The organism is Halobacteriovorax sp. RZ-2 (assembly GCF_043196685.1).
Classification (GTDB): domain Bacteria; phylum Bdellovibrionota; class Bacteriovoracia; order Bacteriovoracales; family Bacteriovoracaceae; genus Halobacteriovorax_A.
Map to the genome: position 1 here is coordinate 261104 of NZ_JBEBMR010000003.1, position 23569 is coordinate 284672.

The window sequence follows — 23569 nt, forward strand, 5'->3', positions numbered from 1 at the left end:
TCATGGATATCGTTATTTCTCCAGCGAAGAAACTTAATTTTGATCACTCAGAAATCAGTGTTGCTCAAGGTGTTAATCTTGAGAAACCTGCTTTTATGAAAGAGGCCACGCAGCTTGCCACAAAGATGGCAAATTTTGAAAGTGCTGATCTTTCAAAAATGATGAAATTATCTAAGGCCCTTGCGGACCTAAATGTTGATCGCTTTAATAATTTTAAGAAAACTGCTGACCTCGGTGCTGCAATCTTTAGCTTTGCAGGTGATACATACCAAGGTCTAAATGCAAGTGAACTTAAAAAGAGTGAGCTTAACTATGCTCAAAAACACCTTAAGATCTTATCTGGACTTTATGGGGTACTTTCACCATTTGATGAACTACGTGCATACCGCTTAGAGATGGGGACGCGAATTAATGGAGAAGGCCTAACTAATCTTTATAATTTTTGGGGCGAAAAGATTGTTGAGAAGATCAATGCTGATGCTAAGGCAAATAAATCAAAATATCTCGTCAACCTTGCTTCTGAAGAATATTTCAAGAGTGTAAAAAAAGACAAACTTGTTCCTGAGCTTGTTAACGTACGCTTCTTAGATTTTAAGAATGGCCAATACAAGGTGATCTCTTTCAATGCTAAGAGGGCCAGAGGGATGATGGCACGCTTTATTATCGAAAATAAGATTAAGGATATTGAAAGCCTAAAGACATTTGATTCTGCTGGGTACAAATATGCTGACTTTGATGAAGCAAATAATGAGTTAATTTTTAAAAGAAAAGAGTCATAAATATAAAGGATTAAGTATGAAGAATTTTGATGTATATGGAATGGGAAATGCCCTTGTCGATATGGAGTTTAAAGTTAAGGATGAATTCTTAGCAGATCACCTGATTGAAAAGGGACTAATGACTCTTGTTGAAAAAGAGAGACAAGATCACCTTCTTGCGGCCCTGAAGGGAAGCAATGTTGGTCACTCTCGTGCTTGTGGTGGTTCTGCTGCAAACACTATTATTGGTGCTACTCAACTGGGTGCAAAAACTTTCTACTCTTGTAAAGTTGCACAAGATGAAACAGGTGAATTCTATAAGAATGACCTGTTAGCAAATGGTGTAAAATCAAATATTGAAAATGGCCTCTATGACGGTGAAACTGGAAAGTGTCTTGTTATGATCTCTGAAGATGCAGAGAGAACAATGAATACGTTTCTAGGAACGACAGCAACTTATTCTGATGAGCAACTTGATCTTTCAATGCTAGCTGATAGTAAGTGGCTATATATGGAAGGGTATCTTGTTACAGGTGCCGCTGGGATTGCTGCTTGCCAAACAGCAAGAGATTTCGCTCGTAAAAATGATGTTAAAGTTGCGCTAACTTTTTCAGATCCGGGAATTGTTGGATTCTTCAAAGATGGTTTCAAGGAAATGATTGGTGAACAGAAACTAGATCTTCTTTTTTGTAACGAGGAAGAAGCTAAATCATTTACTGAAAAAGATTCGATTGAAGATGCCTTTGAGGCCCTTAAAGAAATTTCTCATGCATTCGCTATTACTGCTGGTGCAAAAGGTGCTTTTCTTTATAATGGAAGTGAGAGAGTTAACGTATCCGCTCCAAGTGTTTCGGCCATCGATACAAACGGTGCCGGTGACTTATTTGCTGGTGCATTCCTTTATGGAATCACAAATGGCCTAGACTTCTCTCAAGCAGGAACACTAGCATGTGCTTGTTCTGCAAAACTTGTGACTCAATACGGGCCAAGACTAGAAAAAGAAGAAACCAAATCAATCTTAAAAGATATTTTATAAGAAGGTATTTAAATGACACAATTAAAGCGTATTGAATTAAAAGAATTATTTGATCGTGCAAGTGATTACATCGGGACAGAAGTTGTTGTTAAAGGATGGGTTCGCTCTGTTCGTAAGTCTAAGAAGTTTTCATTTATTGTTTTAAATGATGGATCTTCGCAAGATCTTCTACAAATTGTTGCTGATGCTGGTATTGAAAATTACGAGGCCCTATCAACGATGCTAACTGGTACTTGTGTTTCTATCACAGGGAAAGTTGTTGAATCACAAGGTAAGGGACAGACAATCGAAATGCAGGCCGTAACAGGTGATATTATTGGTGCTGTTGATGAGTCATACCCTCTACAAAAGAAGGGAACATCTCTAGAGCACTTAAGAGATATTGCTCACCTTAGAGTAAGAACAAATCTATTTGGAGCAGTATTTCGTGTGCGCCACGCTCTTGCCATGGCAACACATAATTTCTTTAATGAAAAAGGCTTCTTCTACCTGAATTCACCAATTATCACAGCTGTTGATGGTGAAGGTGCTGGGGAAATGTTTAATGTTTCAACTCTAGATAAGCAAAACCCTGCTAAGACAGATAAAGGTGAAGTTGATTTTTCTAAAGATTACTTTGGGAAAGATGTTTCTCTTTGTGTAACTGGCCAACTTGAAGGTGAGTGTCATGCTCTTGGACTTGGTAAAGTTTATACATTTGGACCAACTTTTAGATCTGAGAACTCAAATACAAAACGTCACCTTGCTGAATTTTGGATGATTGAGCCAGAGGTTGCTTTTGCTGATCTTGAAGATGTAGCAGAGCTTGCGGCCGACTATATTAAGTATATGATCGACTATGCTTTCACTCATTGTAAAAAAGAATTAGAGTTCTTATATAAGATGCCTTTTACAGATGTTGATGCATCTCACTTTGATACTCTCGCGGCCGTGCGTGATAGTGAGTTTAAGAAAATCACTTACACTGAAGCAATTGATATTCTTTCAGCTTGTGGACAGAAATTTGAATTCCCAACTAATTGGGGAGAAGAGCTACAAACTGAGCACGAAAAATATTTAACAGATGTACACTTTAAGTCACCTGTTATCGTAACTGATTACCCAAAAAATTGTAAGGCCTTCTATATGAAGCAAAATGATGATGGGAAAACAGTACGTGCCATGGATGTTCTTGTTCCTGGTATTGGTGAGCTAATTGGTGGGTCTCAACGTGAAGAAGACCTTGATAAACTAATTAAGCGCATGGACGAAATGGGAATGGAGAAAGAAGGGTACTGGTGGTATCTAGAACTTCGTAAATTTGGTTCAGCACCTCACTCTGGTTTTGGTCTTGGTTTTGAAAGAGCAATTATGTATATCACTGGTATGAGCAATATCCGTGACGTTATTGCATTCCCAAGAACACCTGGAAATTGTGACTTCTAATAATCGCGATCCGATTATCTTTATACCGGGGCTTAATCAGGCCCCGGCATCTTTCATCTTTTCAAACTCAAATGTTAAATTTCTTTCTCTTTCTTTTAATAAGAAAATGCGCCCAAATCTTACTCAAGATCTAGAGAAAATAAGAAAGATCTTTAAAAACAACTCAAGAAGTATCGTTGTTGCCCACTCTCTTGCTGCACTTTTAATTGAATGGGCCATTCAAAATGAGGAGTTAGAGATAAGAGATAATAAGCTTATCTATATGGCCCCGGCCTTCTATCCTCCTAACATAATGGCCAAGTTTGTGAAGGTATCTGCTAGGGGTATTTTAAATCATTTGCCGATTCTTTCGCTTGCTCCTTTAAAGTCGCGTGCACGTTCATATGTTGAACTAGGTGTTTACCGTGAAATACTTAACTTAAATGAGGATATTGATATAGCAAAGTGTAGGGCACGCGTGATCGTCGACGCGAGAGATGAGATGTTGAATATCAAATATTTAAAGGGGATTTCTCAGCTAGAAATAGTGAGGGAAAATCAATTCCCTCACCATCGCTGTTATACTTCTTTAAAAAGAATTATTGATTAGTTTTATTTCCTGAAGACTCAGGTTTTCCTTTGGCATCACCTGAAGGCTTTCGGTAGTTTCCGCTCTTTGGTTTGTTGCGGTTCCTATTTCTGTTGCGGTTCTTATTTTGAGGCCTGTCTTGATTCCTTTCTTGACTTCCGTCTTGCTTGCCTTCCTGCTTTGTGTCTGGTTTAGCGTCTTGTTGGCCAGGCTTTTTGTCATTACGTCTATTCGTTGGACGTCTTCTAGGACGACTATTATTATGACGCTTCTTTTCTACTTTTTGCTTAGGAATATTATCTGACTCATCTTCTGTCGAATCTAATGGGATCTTTTCAATTTCCTCATCGTCATCGTTGCTGCTGTCTTCATCGTCAAATAACTCGTGCGCATCCTCATCTTCATCTTGATCACTACCATCATTTAGGCTTTGAAGGAAGGCCTGCTTTCTTAGGCGTAGCTCTTCTTCTAATTCCTCTATACCAATGATTGTTGAAGTTTCTTTTGTGATGGACTTAAATTCAGTAGGGAAGCTCCAGTCCTTAGGTGGACGACAACGTCTCTTCTCGAATTGGTTCTTATAATAGCGGCGAATATAGCCTCTATCTGTAAGCATTTCAAATTGCTCTAGTAGAATATGTAGTTTTAAAACCTTACCAATATCACCATTCTTCGTTCTAATATATGAGCCTTCACCTGGAAGGAATTCTCTTTTATTTGTATAAACATCATCTTCATACTTGATACAACATTTTACTTGTCCGCAGACACCGTTGATCTTTGAAGGAATAAGGGCAAGGTTTTGATTCTTTGCCATCTTAATTGAAACGTTTCCGTAATTTGTTAGGAAGTATGAGCAACAAGTTTGAAGGCCACAGGCCCCTGTTGCACCAAGTGCTGCGGCACGATCTCGTACTGAGATTTGGCGTAGCTCAATTCTCATTTTGATTTCTGCTACGAGGTCCTTGACAAGGTTTCTAAAGTCCACACGCTCTGGTGCTGTAAAATAGAAAACGGCCTTCTTACCAAATTGAATAAACTCAACGTGAGTAAGATTCATATTAAGATTATATTTTTCGATGAGACGAAGACAGACAATCTCTGCTTCATTCTCTTTTTTCATATAGCTTTTTTGTTCGTCGATATCTTCCTGTGTTGCCACTTTAGAGATTGAGCGAATTGGTAGCATCGACTTATCAAATGTGACTTCATATGGGAAAGAGTTGATATAACCAACTGTCATACCACGGTCACTCATGGCGATAACTTTTTGGCCATATGTGAATTTTCTCTTACCTAGTAAGAAAGGCTGGCTTTTTGCATTTCCTGGAAAGCGAACTCTTACCATTGTCAGAGTTTGACCTTCTTCGAATTTACCTTCTTGCTCTTTTGCTAGCTTGTCATCGTGCTTATTGAATTTATTTACTTTCTTCTTATCACCTGACTTATCATTGTCACGTGATTCAGATATATCTTGCTGATCTTGGTTCGTCATTTTGTCCCATCAATTTTTTTTGAGTAGCTTCAATTGTCGTATTATTGGTAGCTTATGTCTAGCCAAATTGCATTAAATCACAAGTTGAAGCAGGCGTGCTAGGCGTGATTTAGATGAGCCATTAAATGGTATCTCGAAAGTTGAGTCTTTGGTGGCCTGAAGGCAAATTTGAGCGTCTTCAATGCTATATTTACTGCTTTGATTGATATGTGATGCAATAAGGTGGTGAATATTGGCCTCACGGGTAGGGCCTTCTTTAATTAGCTCTCTTAATTCATCTAATTGTAAATTATTGCGCTCGATTTTAGTTAGGATCTCGACTAATTGTTCATCTTCACAGTTTTTAGCGACATAGTCTCTAAAGCTTAGCTCCTGCGTTACTTCGTTTTGTGAGTCTGTCTTACCAAGAATATTGACCTTGATTGTTCGAGAATCTATTGTTGGCAGAGTTTTCTCATCATTAGACTTAATGAAGATAAAAATATGGCCCTCTGGTGGCTCTTCGAGTGTCTTTAGAAGCTTATTGGCCAAGATTTGGGTAATCTTTTGCGATTGCTTAAAAATTGAGAATGAGTACTTGAGCTTAGATGGCCTAAAGCGGATGAAGTTAAAGAATTCTTCGATACTGTCATCTGTTACTTTATAGGTTTTTTGGTCAGTGGAAACAAAGAGAATATCTTCATGCCCACGCTCTAGGACTTCTTTTGCATGATCAATTTCCCAGCCATTTTCATAAGCTAGAATATTGATGATGAAGTCATTTGCCCATTTCTCAAGTAGAGTGTCTTTTTTAGAAACTTCACTGTGACCTCCAGTTTGGAGAGTGTAGAAGTGGGCAAGCTTGCTTTCTTTGTAGCGCGCAAATAGTGCATTAAATGCAATATCTTTATTATCCATTTATAATCGTTTCAATTTCTTCGATTAGTTTTTGAGTCACGATTTCAAGTTGTGCACTTCCGTCAATCGTTGCAATTCGTTTTGGGAAGATCTGAGCACAATAGTCATAACCTTCGATAAGATCTTGGTGGAAGCTATTGTCACGTGATTCAAAATAATCTTTAGGCATATTTCTTAAGCGTTGTCTCTCAAGTGACTTCTCTAAGTCAATTCTTAAGTAGAAAGTCTTATGAGGAACAATATTTAAAGGAAAGCTTGAGTGGATATTTAAGATATACTCCGGTCCAAGTTTTCGGGCAACACCTTGGTAGGCGATAGAGCTATCAAGAAAACGGTCACAAATAACAACTGTATTAGGTGTTTCTAACTCTTTTAGAATAAGTGCGTGTAGATTTTGAGCACGAGCACTAGCAAAGAGATGAGCTTCGGCGGCCGGGTGTAGCTCAGTATTTGAAGTTAAGATAGCTTGTCTTAATTTTTCTCCAAATGCTGTCCCACCTGGTTCACGGATAACGATAACGTTAAAGCCTTTATCCTCTAGGTAGTCTTTAATTTTTACTATTTGAGTTGATTTTCCTGAGCCTTCAATACCTTCAAAGCTGAAAAAGAATGATCCAGGGAAGGCCGCTTGGCGAAAAACATTAGTTAGTTGTGAGATATCTTTAGTGTGTTCCATAGGTTAAAAGTAACATAAATAATCAATTATTGACTACATATTCTTTTAATTTTTATGGAGGCAACCTATTAGAATTGTTCACCTTCTACTGCATCTTCTGGCGTAAAGTCGTCATATTGGCCGTCGACATCGTCTGGCATTGACCCCGCTGCAGGTGAGCGATCAAGGTATTCATCTACGATTTCTCGTGCCGCATCAAGCTCATCGTAATTATTCAATTCCTGCTCTTGAGGATCAAATGTTTCTTTTGAGATTCTCTCGCGTACTGGGTCTAGTTCCAACGCTTCGTTTGCATCGTCAAAGATAACTTCTGGTGGAAGATCGGCCGGGTCCATCACGGCATCTTTCATCTTTCTGTCGGCCAGAAAGTCTGCTTTTCCAATTGGATCATTACCTTTTGAAATCTGACGCTTAGGTCTTGATTTCTTTTTGAATGCATTAGGTACTTCTCTTTTTTTAGTAACGGTTCTTGTTGTTCTCGTTGGTGCCTTCTTCTGCGCCTGTGCAGCAGGTGTGCGCTTTGTTTGAACTCTTGTTGTTTTCTTGGCCTTTGCCACAGGCGTATCTGGTGTTCCAGATAATTTGCTAAAGACAAAGAAGACTGCAACTACTAGCACAAAGCTTGCCGCAAATGTTCCTAGACGCATCATTGTCGCAGGATCAGATTTTTCTTTTTGTTCAAAGTCATCTATCGATGCCTTATTTGGATTTAGTTTTTGATTTCCAATATAGGCTAGATCGTAAATAAATTCACGATCATCAGAGTCTTTCTTTGCTAGGGCCATGGCCTTGTCTGCATCAAGAATTGAATTTTTGAAAATATGACCTTGAGGTGAGTCAGGTAAGCTTTCATTTGAGCGACTTCTTCGATCAAAGACTTCAAATTCATGAATCGTTCCCCAACTTTGCCCTTGATCAACAGAAATGAAGTCTGTGTATAATAGCTCAAGTGAGTCGAGCATTGCCATGATTTCACTGCTCTTATATGGCCCATCTTTTTTATTATTCTTTAGGATGAAAAATTGGTCATCCTCATCAATTTGGAATTCTTTGATAATTTCAGGTTTTCTTCTTTGAAAGAGTGGGTGTGCAGTAATCATACTCCACTGTTCTTCAAGCATACTCTTAACAAATACAGATTGATTAAAGAGAGAGTAGTCTTCGATAAACTCTTTTAGATCTTCTTGCCAAAACGGTCCAAGTTCCTTGTCACCATCTTTGATAAAGTAGACTTCATTAGGTTCGTAGAGACCCCCTGAAATCTGTTCTTTTGTCAGTAGGTATTCAGTAATCTTTTTCTTTGTACTTGTGGCCATAATTCCTCAAACCCTGATTAGATTAATCACTTTCTATGTGGTTTATCGGAAATTTTTGCCTGTAGTTTAATAAAGACTTAAAAAAACAAAGCCGACTCATAAGGTCGGCTTTGTAAGTATTTAAAATGGAGTATTAAATTAAAAAACTGGGAAGAATGCTGAGACAACTAAAGAGGCATTCTTTAGAGTTCCATCAACGAAGTCTGGATCTTCACCTCTAAAATCTACTGGCTCAAGAGCTAGTGATGCTGAAAGTGAACAGATTGGGAACGAGTATCCAACTTCTGGTGAAACAGAAAGAGTTTCACTCTCTCTATTACCTGTCTTTCTCTTTGTTCTGTAGTAGTCGATTGTTAGTGCTGTATACCACTTGTCATTGATGTAATAAGTAGGAGCAACTGCTGCGTAATAATTTTCTACGAAACCTGAAGTTCCTGTATTTCTGATATAGCTTTCGTAGAAAGCGTATGTTCCAATTTTGAAGTTATCAGTAATTTTCTTTCCACCAATTAGGTATAGACGAGCTTTTGCATCATATCCTGAACTTTCCTGAGTGGCCTTCGGATACCAGTAAAATCTTGTTTGTGCATAAAGATCATATCCGTGCTTTTCGTCAGTTAGGATATTCTTAACATAGAGACGAGCTTGAGTTGCACCGTATTGTTGGTGAATTGTACGGCTTCCGTCTTTGTTTTCTTGTGCTTTTGTGAAGTCAGTCTTCCAGTAAGGAACTAGTTTTACAGCAAAAGTTTTATCGATATTGTAACCAAGGTATAAATAGTTATAGAAACTGTAACCATTGATTGATTTTTTAAAGTTATTTGAACCTTCAACAAGGTATTGCATATTAAAAGGTGAGTCCTTTAATTTCTGGTACCAAGAAGTTCCTGTCGATGCTTCTGAAGTTGTTGCTGCGTCAGTAGATGATGCAGTTGTTGAAGCTGTTGAGCTTGAAGATGGCACTGATACTGAAGTCGATGACGTTGCGGCCATCGTACTCATTGCCACGAATGCAATAAATGCTCCCTTTAAAATTCCCATTTTTTCTCCCTCTTTCTTTTATAGACTAAAGATAATCGAATTTTTTTTATTGAATTGCAACAAATGATTGTAATTTAGGGATTTAATATTTCAGTTTGTAAGAACATGTCAGAAAAATATGTTGATTTACCTAATTTGGTGTCAAATGGACCTTATTTTGGCTTCAATATTAGGAAAAACCTCATTATAATATACCTATGTTATTGATTTTTCTTATTCAAGCAATTGTAAGAGTTGCACTGTATCCTGTCTTTATTGTGCTTTATCTCCTTAAAGTAGGGCCTTTTTACGATCGAATTTCATTTGAAAGACGAAATTATCGTGATGAAGGTTGTAGGCCCTTTATGAGATTTGGCAAAAAGGCCCACTGTGTCTTTCACTTCTCTAGTGAAGGAGAGTTTGAGCAGATTAGGCCCTTAAGTGACGAGTTAATTTCTTTAGGAAAAAATATTGAGCTAATCTTTACTTCACCAAGTGTTGAACATAAGGTAGTGGACTACTATCAAGCCAATCGTGAAAATATTCGCTACCTACGCTTGCCTTTAATGATCTATTTTCCACTTCTTTCTCGCCAAAATATTATCGCATGGTCTAGTGCTAATAAGATGATGATGGTTCGCTATGACTTCTTTCCAGAGCTTCTTTACTTAGGCTCTAAAATGAAAGAGTTTATTTTATTTTCTGCAACAGTTAAAAGCTCTCGCATGAAAGAAGCTCCTTTTGAACAGATTCGTTTACCGAGAGTCAAAGGCTATATTTACTCGATGTTTTCAAAAATCATTTGTGCGACAACAGAGGATTATGAGGTCATTAAAAAGGATATTGATGAGGATAGGCTAGTGCGCCCGATCGAGCTTAGGATGCTACAAATCAATGCTCGCCAACACTTCTTTAGAAAGCACTCTTTATATGATGAGTTAAATAAGGTTTTATCTTTATACGATTATGACAAAAGAATTTGCTTGGCCCAGACCTGGCCTAATGAGATGGACTTCTTTGAAGACACTCGCTTTTGCCAGCAAATGATGGCCGGTGAACTCTTTGTCTTTATGGCCCCACATGTTTTAAAGGAAGATAACGTTGAACATCTTGCTAAACTTATTAAAACTCATTGCCCTGAACTACCTATTCACATGTTAACTAAGGAGACGATTGATGGTGGTAAGCTTGATGAATTCTTAGATCATTTCAAGGCCTCTCCTGGACTCATTATCTGTACCCTAAGAGGCATTCTTTGTGAGATTTACCCATACTTCTCAAAAGTCTTTGTGGGAGGTGGACATGGTAAAGGAATCCATTCAGTTCTTGAGCCCTTTGTCGCTGGGGCCCAGATATTTTGTGGGCCAAATGTTAAGCGCTCCACTGAGTATGACACGATTGTTAAATCAGGTGTCGAAGTTGGGGCCATTAATGAAATGAAAGATGGTTTTGAGATCATGCAGACTTCAAGTGGCAATAAGATGGCCAATGAGTTGATTTCTGATATGATTGAAGAAAGCGAAATGGCAAAGCGTAAGCTAATTGCATTATTAACAAATTAAGATATCTACATATGAATAAAAAAATTAATACCCTTGTTATTGGAAATAATATTGCCAGTTTCTTAACGGCCACTCAAATTTTAAAAAGTGGCTTTGGTGCTATTTATTTAAAAGATAAGAGAATTAAGGCAAGTGACCCTTATTTCAAATTCTTTGGGCCACTAGATCTTGCCTTTATTAAGGCATGGGCAGAAGACCTAGAGTTAGAAACGAATATATTTGATGAGGATTCATTTGTTCATTCACCATTTTATTTAAAATATAATGGCAAGCAAACGTTATGTGCTAGCTTAAGTCCATTTTTAAACTTCTCACAAGTTTGTCGTCATTTCCCTGAGCTTTATAATGAATTTATTAATCGCCTAAGAATCGAAGACGTTGATCAGGAAAAATTCGATCAAGACTTTACTTCTTCAATTAAGCGCCTTGGAGAGTCTCTGTGTCGTTATAAGACATTTCATCAGGTGACCGTAAGCACTCTGCGCTCAGATCTTCCAAATTATATCTATGATATTTATGCTCTTTTTAAAAAGCACCTTAGAGAGAATAAAGAGCTTGAGAAATTTACGAGCTGCTTTCGTTGTGTCTATACAAAGACACTAGAACAGACTTTTTCTGACCTTGAAAGTATCTACTTTTTTATTCTCATGTTGTCGCCACGCTACCGTTTTCAATGGCAAGAAAATAAAGAAGAGCAGGCCACGAAAACGATTGAAAGTCTTGGTGGTAATAGCTTTGAAGATATTGCTGAAGAGTTTAGTTTTGCAAGTAAAAGACCGTGGGCAGTTCAGCTCTCTTCATTTACTGGAGTTGTGGCCCCGCAGAAAATTGCTATCTTTAGTTCAAACTTAGACAAGTTAAATATTTCTCACAATATCACTGACCTTTATCGCTGTGTAAAATTAGATTACAAACTAAGTGATAATCTCATTAGTGCAGACTATTATCATTTTAGTGAAAACTCTTTTGGTGGAGATATCGCTCTCATTAGAAAAGAGATTTTAAAAGACGAAACTTGCCAAATAAAAATCTTTAAACAATTTGATGACTGCCTTAAATATGATTTCTGTGAGCAGGAGTTGCATGAATTTCTACTGGCCAACGATATCATTGATGAAAATGACACTCTCATTAAAGGTCGACTAACAAATGAAACTTGTATGCTTCGTAATCATAGTGTGATTAATTCGAGCTCAAGAATTCACCTTAAGTTTAGAATGGCCGACAGTGGAAAATATGATTCTGTAAAAGGGGTCTACTACCAAGGACCTCTGAAGAAGAATAATTTAGGAATTACACAGACTTTATTAGAGGCCCGCGACTTTAAAACATATATATGATGACGAATTACAGTGATAAGAAATCCATTCTACTTTCCCAACGCGGCCAAACCGCTGTTGAGTATATGTTACTTCTAGTAGCAGTGATCTCTATCTTATTTGCTGTCTTTAAAACTCTTGATGCACGCTTTAAGGCCGACCCCGAAGCATGTCAGCAGGGGAGCATAAATCCCCTTTGTTTCCTTAAAACCATAGGTATTGATGGGACAAATGAGGTTGATGCTAATAAATTTCGTACCTTCCGTCTGCGCTAGACACTCTTAACTATCTGATATTAATAGGTTTTTTTCATTTTCATGAAATTATTTCATCAGCGTTCGCTTTTGAACAGAAATATCTCGCAATGTGTTATAAGAAACTGAACTCTATTTATTTTAAAAAGAGACAGGGAGAACATCATGAAAACAACAATGATTAACTCGGCCGTATTAGCTGCACTTCTATTATCTAGTGCTGCCTCATATGGACAACAAGACGATCCATTACTAAGTGAAACAGATCAAGTTGTTCATACTGACGAAATTAATATCGACGGGTTCTACAAAAAGAAAAAGAAACCATCTCAAGCTGACAAGATTCAGAAGCTACGTCGCCAATTAGAAGAGAAGCACGAGCAGATGATGAGAAAGAATGTTGAAGATATGCGTCTACAAGAAGAAAAGCGTATTGCAAACAAGATTCAAAAGGCCCTAGAGGGACAGCTTAAAGCAATGGATGAAATTAATAATCAGCAGGCCGCACCTGCTAGAGTACAAGCAGTGGCCCCAGTTATTGCAGAACCTGTTATGCCAGAACTTAGTAATAAGTTAACTGTTGAGACAGGATATAAGAGTATTACTGGTGAACAGAAGGAATGGACAGCAGGAATTAACTTCCAAGCTTCTGTTGAAACTGTAATGTCTGAGCGAGTTTCAATTGGAATTAGCGCAGGATTTATGAATCTTACGATTCAAGGTAATGAACTTAGCAATTATAATAATTATGGTTATGGTTACTACGGTTATAATAATGGAAGCTCGTATTCACAAAATGATGAGATTTCATATAACGAGTTTAACTTTGGTGGATATGGTAAATTTTATTTCTCACGTTCAGCTAAGATTAAACCATACTTAAGTCTTGGAACTGGAATTCACTTTGGATCATTTGAAATCCAAAACCCAGTTGATACTTTTAACGAGACTAAGCAGTCACTTAAGTATGTATCAGGTAGTGCATCTCTTGGAGCAGAAGTTAATTTTGCTAAAGAATTTAGCGCACAAGTTGGCCTATCATACGAAAAGAATGTTTTTAGACTTGGAGAAGAGGCCCAATACAATGGTTCAAACAATCAGAAGGCCCTTGTTGACCAAGCAAAGAATATTGAAAATGCTGACACATTTACTTTAGGTGTTGGTCTTTCATACTTATTCTAAACAATTGTTTAAAAAACCCATGTTCTCATAAAAAGGCTCCGCTCAGGGGCCTTTTTACTTTTCATTGCCACTGATTATCCTTACAATATTAAGCAAGTAAAATAATTTGAAGAAAGGAATCATCAATGAAACCAGTCTACATTGTCGAGGCAGTGAGAACTCCTCATGCAAAAGCCGGAACTATTATTAAAGATATTCAAGCTCCTTACTTAGGTGCTTACCTTGTTCGCCATATTATGGATGGAACTTCTATCGGTGACGATGAAGTTGATGAGGTCATTTTTGGAAACACAGGAACTCCTGCAAAGTATCCAAACGTTGGGCGAGTGATTGCATTAGAGGCCGGCCTGCATAAGAAGACTTCTGGTTATTCAGTACATAGAAACTGTGCTTCTGGACTTGAGGCAGCTTCACAAGCTTTCATTAAAGTTGCTAGTGGACGTAGTGATGTTGTGATTGCTGGTGGTGTTGAATCAATGTCAAATATGCCTCTGATTTATGGGAAGCAAATGACTGAGCTTTTTGCTTCACTTATGAAAGCAAAGACAACTGGTGATAAATTAAAAGTTCTTTCGACTTTTAAACCTGCATACCTTTCTCCAATTATTGCAATTGAACAAGGTTTAACAGATCCTTTCTGTGGCCTAAATATGGGACAAACAGCAGAGCTTCTTGCCCGTGAACTTGGTATCACTCGTGAGCAACAAGATATCTATGCAAATGAATCTCACCATAAAGCAATTAAGGCCATTGAAGAAGGTCGTTTTGCTGATGAGATTGTTCCTCTAATCTATGGTTCAAAATTAGATAAGTTGCTTATGAATGATCATGGGCCACGTAAAGAGTCTTCAGTTGAAGGTCTGGCGAAAATGAAGCCTTACTTTGATCGTAAGTCAGGAACAGTTACTGTTGGTAATAGTTGTCCAATCACTGATGGTGGTTCGGCAATTCTTTTCTGTTCAGAAGAAGCCGTTAAGAAATATAACTTAGAGCCACTAGCACGTGTTGTTGATTATCACTTCCATGGACTTGAGCCAGAGCGTATGGGAATGGGTCCACTTCATGCAATGGATGGTGTATTTAGAAGATCAAATATGACACTTGATCAAATGGATCTCATTGAAATTAACGAGGCCTTTGCTGCACAAATTATTGCTGTTAAGAAGGCATTTACTGATAAGAAAGTTGCTGACTTCTTTGGTATTGATAAATTATGGGGTGAAATTCCAGCTGAGAAACTTAACGTTAATGGTGGTGCCATTGCACTTGGACACCCTGTTGGTTCAACTGGTTCACGCTTAATCGTAACTCTTGCTCATGAACTTAAGAAGAGAAAAGCAGGATTTGGTGTTGCTTCACTTTGTATCGGTGGTGGTCAAGGTGGTGCCATGATTATCGAGAACTTACAAAAGTAATTAATTTAGAAAATATAGGATATCGCAATGACATATAAGAGAATCAGTTTTGAAATCAAGGATAAGAAAGCATATATCGGCTTTGGTTATAATAACGAAGCTTCGATGACTGTTTTCGATGAAGAAACACTTAAAGAACTTCAAGATATTGTTGAAGATCTACATACAAAAGAAAAAGAGCTGGATGGAGCAATCTTCTTTTCACATAAAGATAGATGTTTCATGGCCGGTGCAGATATTAAGTTATTCGATACGATGCATACGGCGGCCGATGGACAAGCAGGTGCAGAAGCTGGGCAGACAATCTTTAACCGTATTGAAGATTTAAAAATGCCAACTGTTGCATGTATCCACGGAGTTTGTCTTGGTGGTGGACTTGAGTTTGCCCTTTCATGTAAATCAAGAATCGTAAGTGATGACAAGGCAACTGGTCTTGGACTTCCTGAAGTTAAGCTTGGTTTAATTCCTGGCTTTGGTGGGACATTTCGTCTGCCAAAAGCGGTAGGACTTCCAACAGCTCTAGATATGATTCTATCTGGTAAAACACTTAATGCTAAGAAAGCTAAGAGAGCAGGTTTAGCTGATGAGATTTATGCTAAAGAGCGCCTTGTTGATCTAGCGCCAAAGCATTTCAAAAAGAAAGTTGATAAGCGTAGCATGATGGATAAAATGCAAGACGCTGCAACTGATAACGTATTCACTAAGAAAATTATTTTTCAAAAAGCACGTGAGTCTGTTTTAAAGAAAACTAAAGGTTTCTATCAAGCACCTCTTAAGATTCTTGATGTGATGGAAGCTGGAGTTATGAAAGGTCGTACATCTTATTTAACTTCTGAAGCACAAGCTTTTGGAGAGTTATGTATTGGTGAACAATCGAAGAATCTCCGTCATATCTTCTTCCTAATGGAAGGTTCTAAGAAGATGGATGATGCAAAAGGTGTTGGAAGAAAACTACGCCGTGGAGCTTGTCTTGGTGCAGGTACGATGGGTGGTGGAATCGCTTGGCTTATGGCCAAGAATGACATGTTTCCAATCATGAAAGATCTTAATCAAGTTGGACTTGAGCTAGGACTTAAGCAGGCGTCAAGTAACTTTGCTGGTGCTGTTAAAAGAAAGCGTATGTCTAAAGATGATTTTGAGCGCAAGATGAGATCAATTAGTGCTCAAACAGATTATCGTGGATTTGAACACTCTGATCTTGTGATCGAGGCCGTTGTTGAAAATATGGATATTAAAAAGAAGGTCTTTGCAGAAACTGAAACTAAGGTTCGCAAAGATACGATTCTAACTTCAAATACTTCGTCTCTTTCAATTCAAGAGATGGCAAGTGCACTTGAAGACAATTCAAGATTTGCAGGTCTTCACTTCTTTAACCCTGTTCACATGATGCCTCTTGTAGAAATCATCAAACACGATGGTGTTTCTGATGAAACGATCGAATCTCTATATGATTGGGTTGTTAAAGTTAAGAAAACTCCAGTCGTTGTTAACGATGGCCCAGGATTTCTTGTGAATAGAATTCTTATGCCATATATGAATGAAGCTGGATTCTTACTTGAAGAAGGTGTTTCAATTAAAGATATCGATGATGCTTGTCTTAACTTTGGTATGCCAATGGGCCCATTTAGACTTCTTGATGAAGTTGGAATTGACGTTGGGGATAAGGTATCGAAAATTATCTATGATGGTCTAGGTGAGCGCCAGGCCTCAAATGCTATTGGAAAGCAAATGCTTGGAAAGGAATTCTTTGGTAAGAAAAATGCTAAAGGGTTCTACCTATATGATGAAAAAGGTAAGCCAACTGGCCCTAACCAAGAAGCATGGAATATGCTTCCAAAAGCATCTAAGAAAATGAGTGAAACAGAGATTCAAATGAGAATCTTCCTGCCAATGATTAATGAAGCGGCGACAACTCTTGAAGATAAGATTGTTGCAAAAGCAAAAGATGTCGATCTAGGGCTTATTTTTGGAATCGGTTTTCCTCCATTTAGAGGAGGGCTTCTAAGATATGCAGATACTCAAGGTATCGCTCGCCTTAGAGATGAGATGCTTAAGTTTTCAGAGAGTGTAAGTAAGGATCGCTTCACTCCATGTGCGCTTATGAATAAGCTTGCAGATGAAAATTCAACTTTCTATGAGCTATAGATTAAATGTTTCTAAGCTTTTTTAGATTCTTTCTAAATTACTTATTTAAAGCTAAGACTCGCCAAAGGCTACTTATCATGGCCTTGGCGAGTCTTATCATATCAAGTTTTTCACTTCTAAGTGTCCAGTCTGTCCTTAAGGGGCTGCAAACGAATCGTATTGAACGAGGAAAACAGACCCTTGGCCGCTACATTATTGATCTGCCTAAAGATCTTAGCTTTGAAAAGACACAGTCCTACTTAGATGATAAGAACTTGAAATATTCTTTTGAATATGAAATTGAAGGCCTTATCCGTCTTGAAGGCTATTTGGCCCCTGTTATTTTTCACGGGCTAACAAAAGAGACTTCAACTGTTCTACCTCAGGCCATTGATCATTGGCCCCAGCGTGAAGAGATTCTCTTATCACCATACTTGGCCAGAAAAATTTACGCCGGTCTTGATGATAAGATTCAATTTATCTCACCAGCTCACACTGATGTGTTCTTTGGAGAGTTGCCACGCTTTAAGTCTCTTATGATTGAAGACTTCACTGATTCTATGGACCCGGATATTGATGAGCTTCATGCTTGGGGCCATGCCTATAGTGCATTTTCAATTGCTAAATCTCGTCGTTATAACAAACTTAGGGTTTATAGTGTTCTGGGTGCCGCTGAAGTCGGGGAACTTAAGCAGTATTTAACTTCAAAAGGTGCCAGCTTTAAAACTTGGGAAGAGTTAAATCAAAACCTTGTTTACGCGCTTGCTTTAGAAAATAATGTGGTTCTCTTTTTATTTTTAGCGACAATTGTTCTCGTTACTTTTTCAATTATTTCAGGCCTTTCAATATTCTACGCAAGAGTTAGAAACGACTTTGCTTCTTTTTGGATTCTTGGCATGAGTATGGACCAGATCAAAAAGTATGGAGGCCTTAATATTGCCATTATCACGATTTGTGCAATTGGGATTGGGAACCTTCTAAGCTTTATTGTTCTTAAACTTTTAGCACAGTTTTCACCAGTTATTATGCCGGCGATGTTTGTGGATCGTTCACTTCCAGTGCGCTTTACTGGATCGTCGTTCGTCTTCTCATTTCTAGTGCCTGTGATTATTACAGTGATCTTCACTCTTTTCTCTAATTGGAGATTTTTCAAGGATAATGGGAACTTCATTAGTTTTGTTAAAAAAGTAGGAACTTAATGTTTAAGCATATTCTTCTATTAGCTTTCTTATTAAATTTATCTGGATGTACAGCTATGAGTAAAGTTGCTTCTGTATTTATGTCTTCTCTTGGGGCCCACCCTGATAAGAGTGAATTAAGAACATTTGAAAAGTCGGAGAACTTCGATGCTTCAAAGCAAATCTTTGTTAACCGTAGACCTAATATTACAAAAGAGCAGCCAATTCAAAAAGATGGTTTTGGCCTTTCTAAATTTATTGAATTCTTAGGGAAGGGCGGAGGACGTTATCCAGAAAAGCCGCTTCCTTCAATAAGGCCAGATATGGAAAAGTTTCTGGAGAAATCTGATCATGTTAAGTCGATTTGGTTCGGGCACTCAACGATCCTTTTAAATGTTGATTCAAAGATCGTTTTAATTGACCCAATCTTTTCAGGTTCATCTTCACCTGTTCCTTTATTCGTAAAGCGCTTTGCACCTCCGATTCTCTCTTTAGAAGAGCTTCCAGAAATCGATTATATTATTATTTCTCACGATCACTATGATCACCTTGATATGACGACGATGAAATTTTTCGCTAAGAAGAAAGACGTCAAAATTATCACGCCTCTTGGCGTAGGTTCACATCTAAAAAGATGGGGATTTGATGACTCTCGTATTACTGAACTTGATTGGTGGCAAGATGTGGATTTTGAAGGCATCAAGTTTACTGCTACTCCTGCTCAGCACTTCTCAGGCCGAGATCAGGCCCATGAGAATACGACTCTGTGGGCATCATGGGTTGTAAAGACTCAAAATAATAATCTCTACTTTAGTGGAGACACTGGCTATGATATCCATTTCAAAGAAATTGGAAGCCGTCTTGGGCCATTTGATGTGGCCTATATGGAATCTGGCCAATATAACCCTGATTGGTTTGCAGTGCACTTACTTCCTGAAGAATGGCCTAAGGCCTATGCTGATATCAACGCAAAATACTACTTCCCAATTCACTGGGGTGCTTTCTCTCTCTCATTTCATACATGGGATGATCCTATCTTGAAACTTAATGAATATGCTCAGCAAGGCGTTCTTAAGTTAATGGCACCAAAGTTAGGAGAAATTGTCTCTTTTGATGAACGAGACTATGTTACAAAGAAGTGGTGGTGATCTAAATAGTAGGAGGCCTTTTGAAGTTTCTTTTCTTAATCCTATCTTTCTTGCTCTTAAGTTGTAGCTCAACTACTTACCATAAAACTGTGGACTATGTTGATATTGATCGCTTTATGGGGGATTGGTACGTTCTTGCTGCAAGAGGAACATTCCTAGAGGATGGTCAACATAACTCTGTTGAGACTTATTCGTGGAATGAAAAAGAAAAGCGTATTGATGTTAAATTCGTTTTCAATAAAGATTCATTTGATGGTGAAAAAGAAGTCTTAAAGCAAAAGGCCTGGATCGAGGATACGAAAACCAATGCCCATTGGAAGATTCAGCTTTTTTGGCCTCTTAAATTTGATTACCTCGTTATTGCTCTTGATCCCAAGTACGAGTGGGTGGCCATCGGCGTCCCTGATGAAAAGTACTTGTGGATCATGTCGCGCAAATACTCTAAGGATAACGCCTCCAAAATCGTCGCAAGGGCCATCAGAGAGCTAGACTCCTTAGGTTACAACACTCGTGATTTAATTCTTATACCTCACCACTAAAAGGGGCGCGGGTACGAATCGAGATTCCCAGTAGTTAGCGTTGTTCACTTTTTATCCATAGAGATAAATATTTCAACTTTTCACATTTTTCTCCACAACGAAGTATTCTGAATTTGTTTAGTTAAAGATTTATGAAGAAGAAAAATAATGGAGGACATTTATGAAAAAATTGTTACTAGTACTTTTATCACTAACTGCAATTTCAGCTCATTCTGCAACTTATAAGGGACAAAATGAAATGGATCAGGCCCTTGTAGGTAATGAGAATGTTGAAGTTACAGAAATCGTAGCAGGTGAGAAGTATAATCTTAAAATGAATTATGCTGGTCAGCTTCAAGTTGATACAACTTGTGAAAAAGACCGTGTTTCAAATGGCTCTATTGTTTTCAGCTGTATGATCTATGAAGAAGAAAACCACAAAGTTGATCTAGTTTTTTGGAAGCAAATGGGTATTCAGGATATGATCACAATCGATCTTAACACTGGAATGGGCCTAAGAGTAAACCTAGAAAGAATTGATTAATAAATTTGAATAAGGATAGTTAAGATGAAATATTTTATAAAGTCATTACTAGTATTAACTTTAATCTCTAATGTTTTTGCAAGCGATAGCTGTCACAACTACTTAGTTATGTCTGAGTTAGATGGACGTGTCGACATTACAGAAAAAGTTCTAAAAGTTTTTGAAGATAAGGGTTATACATTTACAGAAGTTAAGAGTATCGATGATTTACCAACTAATGGAACTGTAAATTATATGACTATCTTTTCAGATCTTCATAAGTATAGAGGTGCATATACTAGTATTTCTATGCATGAGTCTTTTCTAAGAGATGGTGAAGCTGAGTATTCACAAAAGAGTTCGATTCAACTTACTAAGAAGCCTTTATTTGGTTCTTGGGTAAAAAGCCTAATTCGATCTGTTAAGAAAAAAGTTCCTGATTGTGAATAATTAAAAAACAAGCAAAGCAAAAAAAGGGCCTCTCATTAGGCCTTTTTTAATATTTCTTTATTTGAAGACTAACTCTTTAAAATCTCGATTGGTACCCGTGCTCCTTTATAAAAGTAGCATGTTTCTTTAGCTAACTTTCCCATCGCTCCTGAGGCAACAAAGCCTGCATAAACGCAGGCTTGTTGAATATTGTTTTTTAACTGAAGTGTCTGGGAGCTATAGGTGCGTCCAATAGTCTGCCTTTGGTCAGACAATACCGCACCTATTTAACTTTAAACCCAGCAAGTGCAGCAAATGCGTTATTCTTTAAAGGTGCATCGTTTTGCTTTGGCATCTTTGGTTTTCCACCACCACGTGGTTTGCTTTGACGAGGCCCTCCTGAAGGGCGCTCATAAGTCTTTGCTTCTTCTGTACCATCTGATTTTAGAGAGAGTGCAATACGTTTTCTGTCCATATCAACATCAAGAACAACAGCTGAAACCTCTTGTCCTACTTTAAGAACATCAAGAGCATTATCAACAAAGTGATCTGCCATTTGTGATACGTGGACTAGACCATTTTCTTTAATTCCAATATCGACGAAAGCACCAAATTGAGTGATGTTTTTTACGATACCTGGGTAGCGCTCACCAATTTTGATATCTTTAATTTCACGTGCATCTTTTCTAAATTCCGTTGTCTTAAATTCTGTACGTGGATCTTGAGAAGGTGCTGTTAGTGACTTATAAATGTCGTTTACAGTGAATTCTCCAAGTTCTGCGATTAGAGACTTATCTGACTTAAGTTGGTTTGCAACAGCGTTGTCAGTTGTTAGTTGCTCTAAAGTGAAGCCTTTTGATTGTGCCCAGTTCTCTAGCATATCGTAGTTTTCTGGGTGAATAAATGTTGCATCTAGTGGGTTTGCACCATTGTAGACACGAAGGAAACCAGCAGCTTGTTGGAAGACCTTATCTGTGAAACGTGAAACTTTTAGGATATCGCTTCTATCTGAGAATAATCCGTTCTTATCTCTGTGCTTAACAATATTTCCAGCTACCGTTGGCCCGATACCAGAGATAAATGAAAGTAGTGGAGCTGAAGCTGTGTTAATATCAACACCTACAAAGTTCACACAACTCTCAACAACACCATCTAGTGACTTCTTAAGTCTAACTTGGTTTACATCGTGTTGGTATTGACCAACACCAATTGATTTAGGATCAATTTTTACAAGTTCTGCAAGTGGGTCTTGGAAACGACGTCCAATTGAAATTGCACCTCTTACCGTTGCGTCTTTATCTGGGAATTCTTTCTTAGCAATTGGTGAAGCTGAATAGATTGAAGCACCATCTTCAGAGATCATTGTCGCTTTAACTTTTCCGTCTTTAACTGCTGTTACGTTATCTTCAACAAATTGAAGAGTCTCTCGTCCAAAAGTTCCATTACCAATTGCGATATATTCAACATTGAATTGTTCAATCATTGCATTAAGGATTGTTGCCGACTCACGAACCTGATTTCTTGGTGGGTGAGGGTAAACAACAGTATCAACAACAAACTTACCTGTGTTATCAACAACAACAGTTTTACATCCTGTGACAACACCTGGGTCAAGAGCAAGTACTGTCTTAGAACCAAGGTATGGTTGAAGAAGGAGGTTTTTAAGGTTTACACCAAATACATCAATTGCTGATTCATCAGAAAGCTTTTTAAGCTCACCTTTGATTTCTAGATCAAGTGAAGAATGGATATAATTCTTATATGCTTTTGAAGCACAGTCGACTAGTGCCTTGTAGCTTGTCACACTTGTATCAGCAAAGTGCTTTGATAGGATCATATTATTTGCGTATTCTTCATCAAAGATGATTTCTACTTTAAGAATCTTTTCAGTTTGAGCACGACGGATAGCCAGGAATCTGTGGGCCGCTTTTGGATCACGAAGATCTGCTACTTTTTGCTCGTACTCAAAGTAGTCTTTATATTTTTGCCAATCTTTGATTTCTTCATAACCCTTTCTCGGAGAAGACTTAATCATCGCCTGTGCCCAGTAGTCATTACGAAGAGTTTCTTTAAGTTCTGTATCGTGAGCGATTTCTTCAATAATAATATCGCATGCACCTTTTAAGACATCTTCAAAAGTTGCAATCTTCTTTTCTTTATTGATGAACTTAAGGGCCTCTTTTGCAAGCTCAGGCATTGGAAGCTTAGAAGTCTTCATAAGGATGGCAAACGGCTCAAGTCCTGCTTCTTTAGCGATCTGTGCTTTTGTTTTTCTCTTTGACTTAAATGGCGCGTAGATATCTTCAAGTTGGTTGATATTTGTTGCGGCCTTAATTTTCTTTTCAATCTCAGGAGTCATCATCTCTTGTTTAGTGATGGCCTCAAGGATGAAGGCACGGCGTTTTTCACGCTCAATATATTCGTCGTATTTTTCTTGGATTAGACGGATTTGTTCTTCATCTAAACCACCTGTTTTATCTTTACGGTAACGTGTGATGAATGGGACGGTACAGTCTTCTACAAGTAACATAGCCAGTACGGCCATGATTTGTTTAGCTGTGATATCTGTGTTGTCGACACAAAATAGGACGGCGTTTTGATCAATAACGTCCATTGGGTTCTTTGCTGCTGTTGTCGTCTCTGACATAATTCATACTCCATTAACTAAATTTGAATTAAAATTGTATAGTTATTGAATTTGGAATGACAATTAAAAACTTGAGTAA

Annotated in this window: 21 protein-coding genes; 15 read left to right on the forward strand and 6 right to left on the reverse strand. The window is 37.9% G+C overall.

Annotated elements, in window-relative coordinates; genetic code table 11:
• Window positions 1–2: 2 nt before the first annotated feature.
• From yaaA to ABMA78_RS12880, 4 genes are read left to right on the forward strand one after another with little or no spacing between them, the layout of a single operon-like run.
• Window positions 3–779, forward strand: a complete 777-nt coding sequence (gene yaaA / locus ABMA78_RS12865; protein WP_392860594.1) for a peroxide stress protein YaaA — start codon at window positions 3–5, stop codon at window positions 777–779.
• Between the two features lie 16 nt (window positions 780–795).
• The gene (locus ABMA78_RS12870) at window positions 796–1794 is read left to right on the forward strand and encodes an adenosine kinase (protein ID WP_392860595.1); all 999 of its coding nucleotides are present in this window, start codon (window positions 796–798) and stop codon (window positions 1792–1794) included.
• A gap of 12 nt (window positions 1795–1806) precedes the next feature.
• A complete protein-coding gene (gene asnS / locus ABMA78_RS12875; protein ID WP_392860597.1) occupies window positions 1807–3219 on the forward strand; it encodes an asparagine--tRNA ligase in 1413 nt (470 codons plus the stop codon).
• A complete protein-coding gene (locus ABMA78_RS12880) occupies window positions 3173–3808 on the forward strand; it encodes a hypothetical protein (RefSeq protein ID WP_392860598.1) in 636 nt (211 codons plus the stop codon). The genes asnS and ABMA78_RS12880 overlap by 47 nt, the downstream gene beginning before the upstream one ends.
• On the opposite strand, the gene ABMA78_RS12885 is transcribed toward ABMA78_RS12880, so the two are convergent.
• The 5 genes from ABMA78_RS12885 to ABMA78_RS12905 form a co-directional block, all read right to left on the reverse strand.
• A complete protein-coding gene (locus tag ABMA78_RS12885) occupies window positions 3798–5282 on the reverse strand; it encodes a stage 0 sporulation family protein (protein WP_392860600.1) in 1485 nt (494 codons plus the stop codon). The two genes, ABMA78_RS12880 and ABMA78_RS12885, sit on opposite strands and share 11 nt — an antisense overlap.
• Before the next feature lie 72 nt (window positions 5283–5354).
• Window positions 5355–6179, reverse strand: coding sequence for a hypothetical protein (locus tag ABMA78_RS12890; RefSeq protein ID WP_392860602.1), 825 nt, complete (start codon window positions 6177–6179; stop codon window positions 5355–5357).
• Window positions 6172–6855: a dTMP kinase gene (gene tmk / locus ABMA78_RS12895; protein WP_392860603.1), complete on the reverse strand. Its 684-nt coding sequence runs from the start codon at window positions 6853–6855 to the stop codon at window positions 6172–6174. The genes ABMA78_RS12890 and tmk overlap by 8 nt, the downstream gene beginning before the upstream one ends.
• A 68-nt stretch (window positions 6856–6923) precedes the next feature.
• Complete coding sequence (locus ABMA78_RS12900; protein WP_392860604.1) at window positions 6924–8171, reverse strand: hypothetical protein; 1248 nt, start codon at window positions 8169–8171, stop codon at window positions 6924–6926.
• Between the two features lie 138 nt (window positions 8172–8309).
• On the reverse strand, window positions 8310–9212 hold the full coding sequence (locus tag ABMA78_RS12905; RefSeq protein WP_392860606.1) for a hypothetical protein: 903 nt from the start codon (window positions 9210–9212) through the stop codon (window positions 8310–8312).
• A gap of 197 nt (window positions 9213–9409) precedes the next feature.
• Here ABMA78_RS12905 and ABMA78_RS12910 point away from each other — a divergent pair, with 197 nt between their 5' ends.
• The 11 genes from ABMA78_RS12910 (at window position 9410) to ABMA78_RS12960 (ending at window position 20864) form a co-directional block, all read left to right on the forward strand.
• Complete coding sequence (locus ABMA78_RS12910) at window positions 9410–10753, forward strand: hypothetical protein (protein WP_392860607.1); 1344 nt, start codon at window positions 9410–9412, stop codon at window positions 10751–10753.
• A gap of 11 nt (window positions 10754–10764) precedes the next feature.
• Window positions 10765–12093, forward strand: coding sequence for a hypothetical protein (locus ABMA78_RS12915; RefSeq protein WP_392860609.1), 1329 nt, complete (start codon window positions 10765–10767; stop codon window positions 12091–12093).
• Window positions 12090–12347: a hypothetical protein gene (locus ABMA78_RS12920; protein WP_392860610.1), complete on the forward strand. Its 258-nt coding sequence runs from the start codon at window positions 12090–12092 to the stop codon at window positions 12345–12347. The genes ABMA78_RS12915 and ABMA78_RS12920 overlap by 4 nt, the downstream gene beginning before the upstream one ends.
• A gap of 144 nt (window positions 12348–12491) precedes the next feature.
• Window positions 12492–13508, forward strand: coding sequence for a hypothetical protein (locus tag ABMA78_RS12925; protein WP_392860612.1), 1017 nt, complete (start codon window positions 12492–12494; stop codon window positions 13506–13508).
• A 125-nt stretch (window positions 13509–13633) separates the two neighbouring features.
• The gene (locus tag ABMA78_RS12930) at window positions 13634–14923 is read left to right on the forward strand and encodes a thiolase family protein (protein WP_392860613.1); all 1290 of its coding nucleotides are present in this window, start codon (window positions 13634–13636) and stop codon (window positions 14921–14923) included.
• A 27-nt stretch (window positions 14924–14950) separates the two neighbouring features.
• Window positions 14951–17068, forward strand: coding sequence for a 3-hydroxyacyl-CoA dehydrogenase NAD-binding domain-containing protein (locus ABMA78_RS12935; protein ID WP_392860614.1), 2118 nt, complete (start codon window positions 14951–14953; stop codon window positions 17066–17068).
• Window positions 17069–17073: 5 nt separating this feature from the next.
• Window positions 17074–18246 carry an ABC transporter permease gene (locus tag ABMA78_RS12940; protein WP_392860616.1) on the forward strand — a complete coding sequence of 391 codons (1173 nt, stop codon included), beginning with the start codon at window positions 17074–17076 and terminating at the stop codon, window positions 18244–18246.
• Complete coding sequence (locus tag ABMA78_RS12945) at window positions 18246–19373, forward strand: MBL fold metallo-hydrolase (RefSeq protein ID WP_392860618.1); 1128 nt, start codon at window positions 18246–18248, stop codon at window positions 19371–19373. The genes ABMA78_RS12940 and ABMA78_RS12945 overlap by 1 nt, the downstream gene beginning before the upstream one ends.
• 20 nt (window positions 19374–19393) lie before the next feature.
• Window positions 19394–19912 carry a lipocalin family protein gene (locus ABMA78_RS12950; RefSeq protein WP_392860619.1) on the forward strand — a complete coding sequence of 173 codons (519 nt, stop codon included), beginning with the start codon at window positions 19394–19396 and terminating at the stop codon, window positions 19910–19912.
• Window positions 19913–20072: 160 nt separating this feature from the next.
• Entirely contained in the window at window positions 20073–20435 is a 363-nt protein-coding gene (locus tag ABMA78_RS12955; RefSeq protein WP_392860620.1) for a hypothetical protein, read from the forward strand.
• Window positions 20436–20459: 24 nt separating this feature from the next.
• Window positions 20460–20864 (forward strand): hypothetical protein, encoded by a 405-nt coding sequence (locus ABMA78_RS12960; RefSeq protein ID WP_392860621.1) that lies wholly within the window; start codon window positions 20460–20462, stop codon window positions 20862–20864.
• 262 nt (window positions 20865–21126) lie between these two features.
• Here ABMA78_RS12960 and ABMA78_RS12965 read toward each other — a convergent pair whose 3' ends face one another.
• A complete protein-coding gene (locus ABMA78_RS12965; RefSeq protein ID WP_392860622.1) occupies window positions 21127–23490 on the reverse strand; it encodes a Tex family protein in 2364 nt (787 codons plus the stop codon).
• Window positions 23491–23569 lie beyond the last annotated feature (79 nt).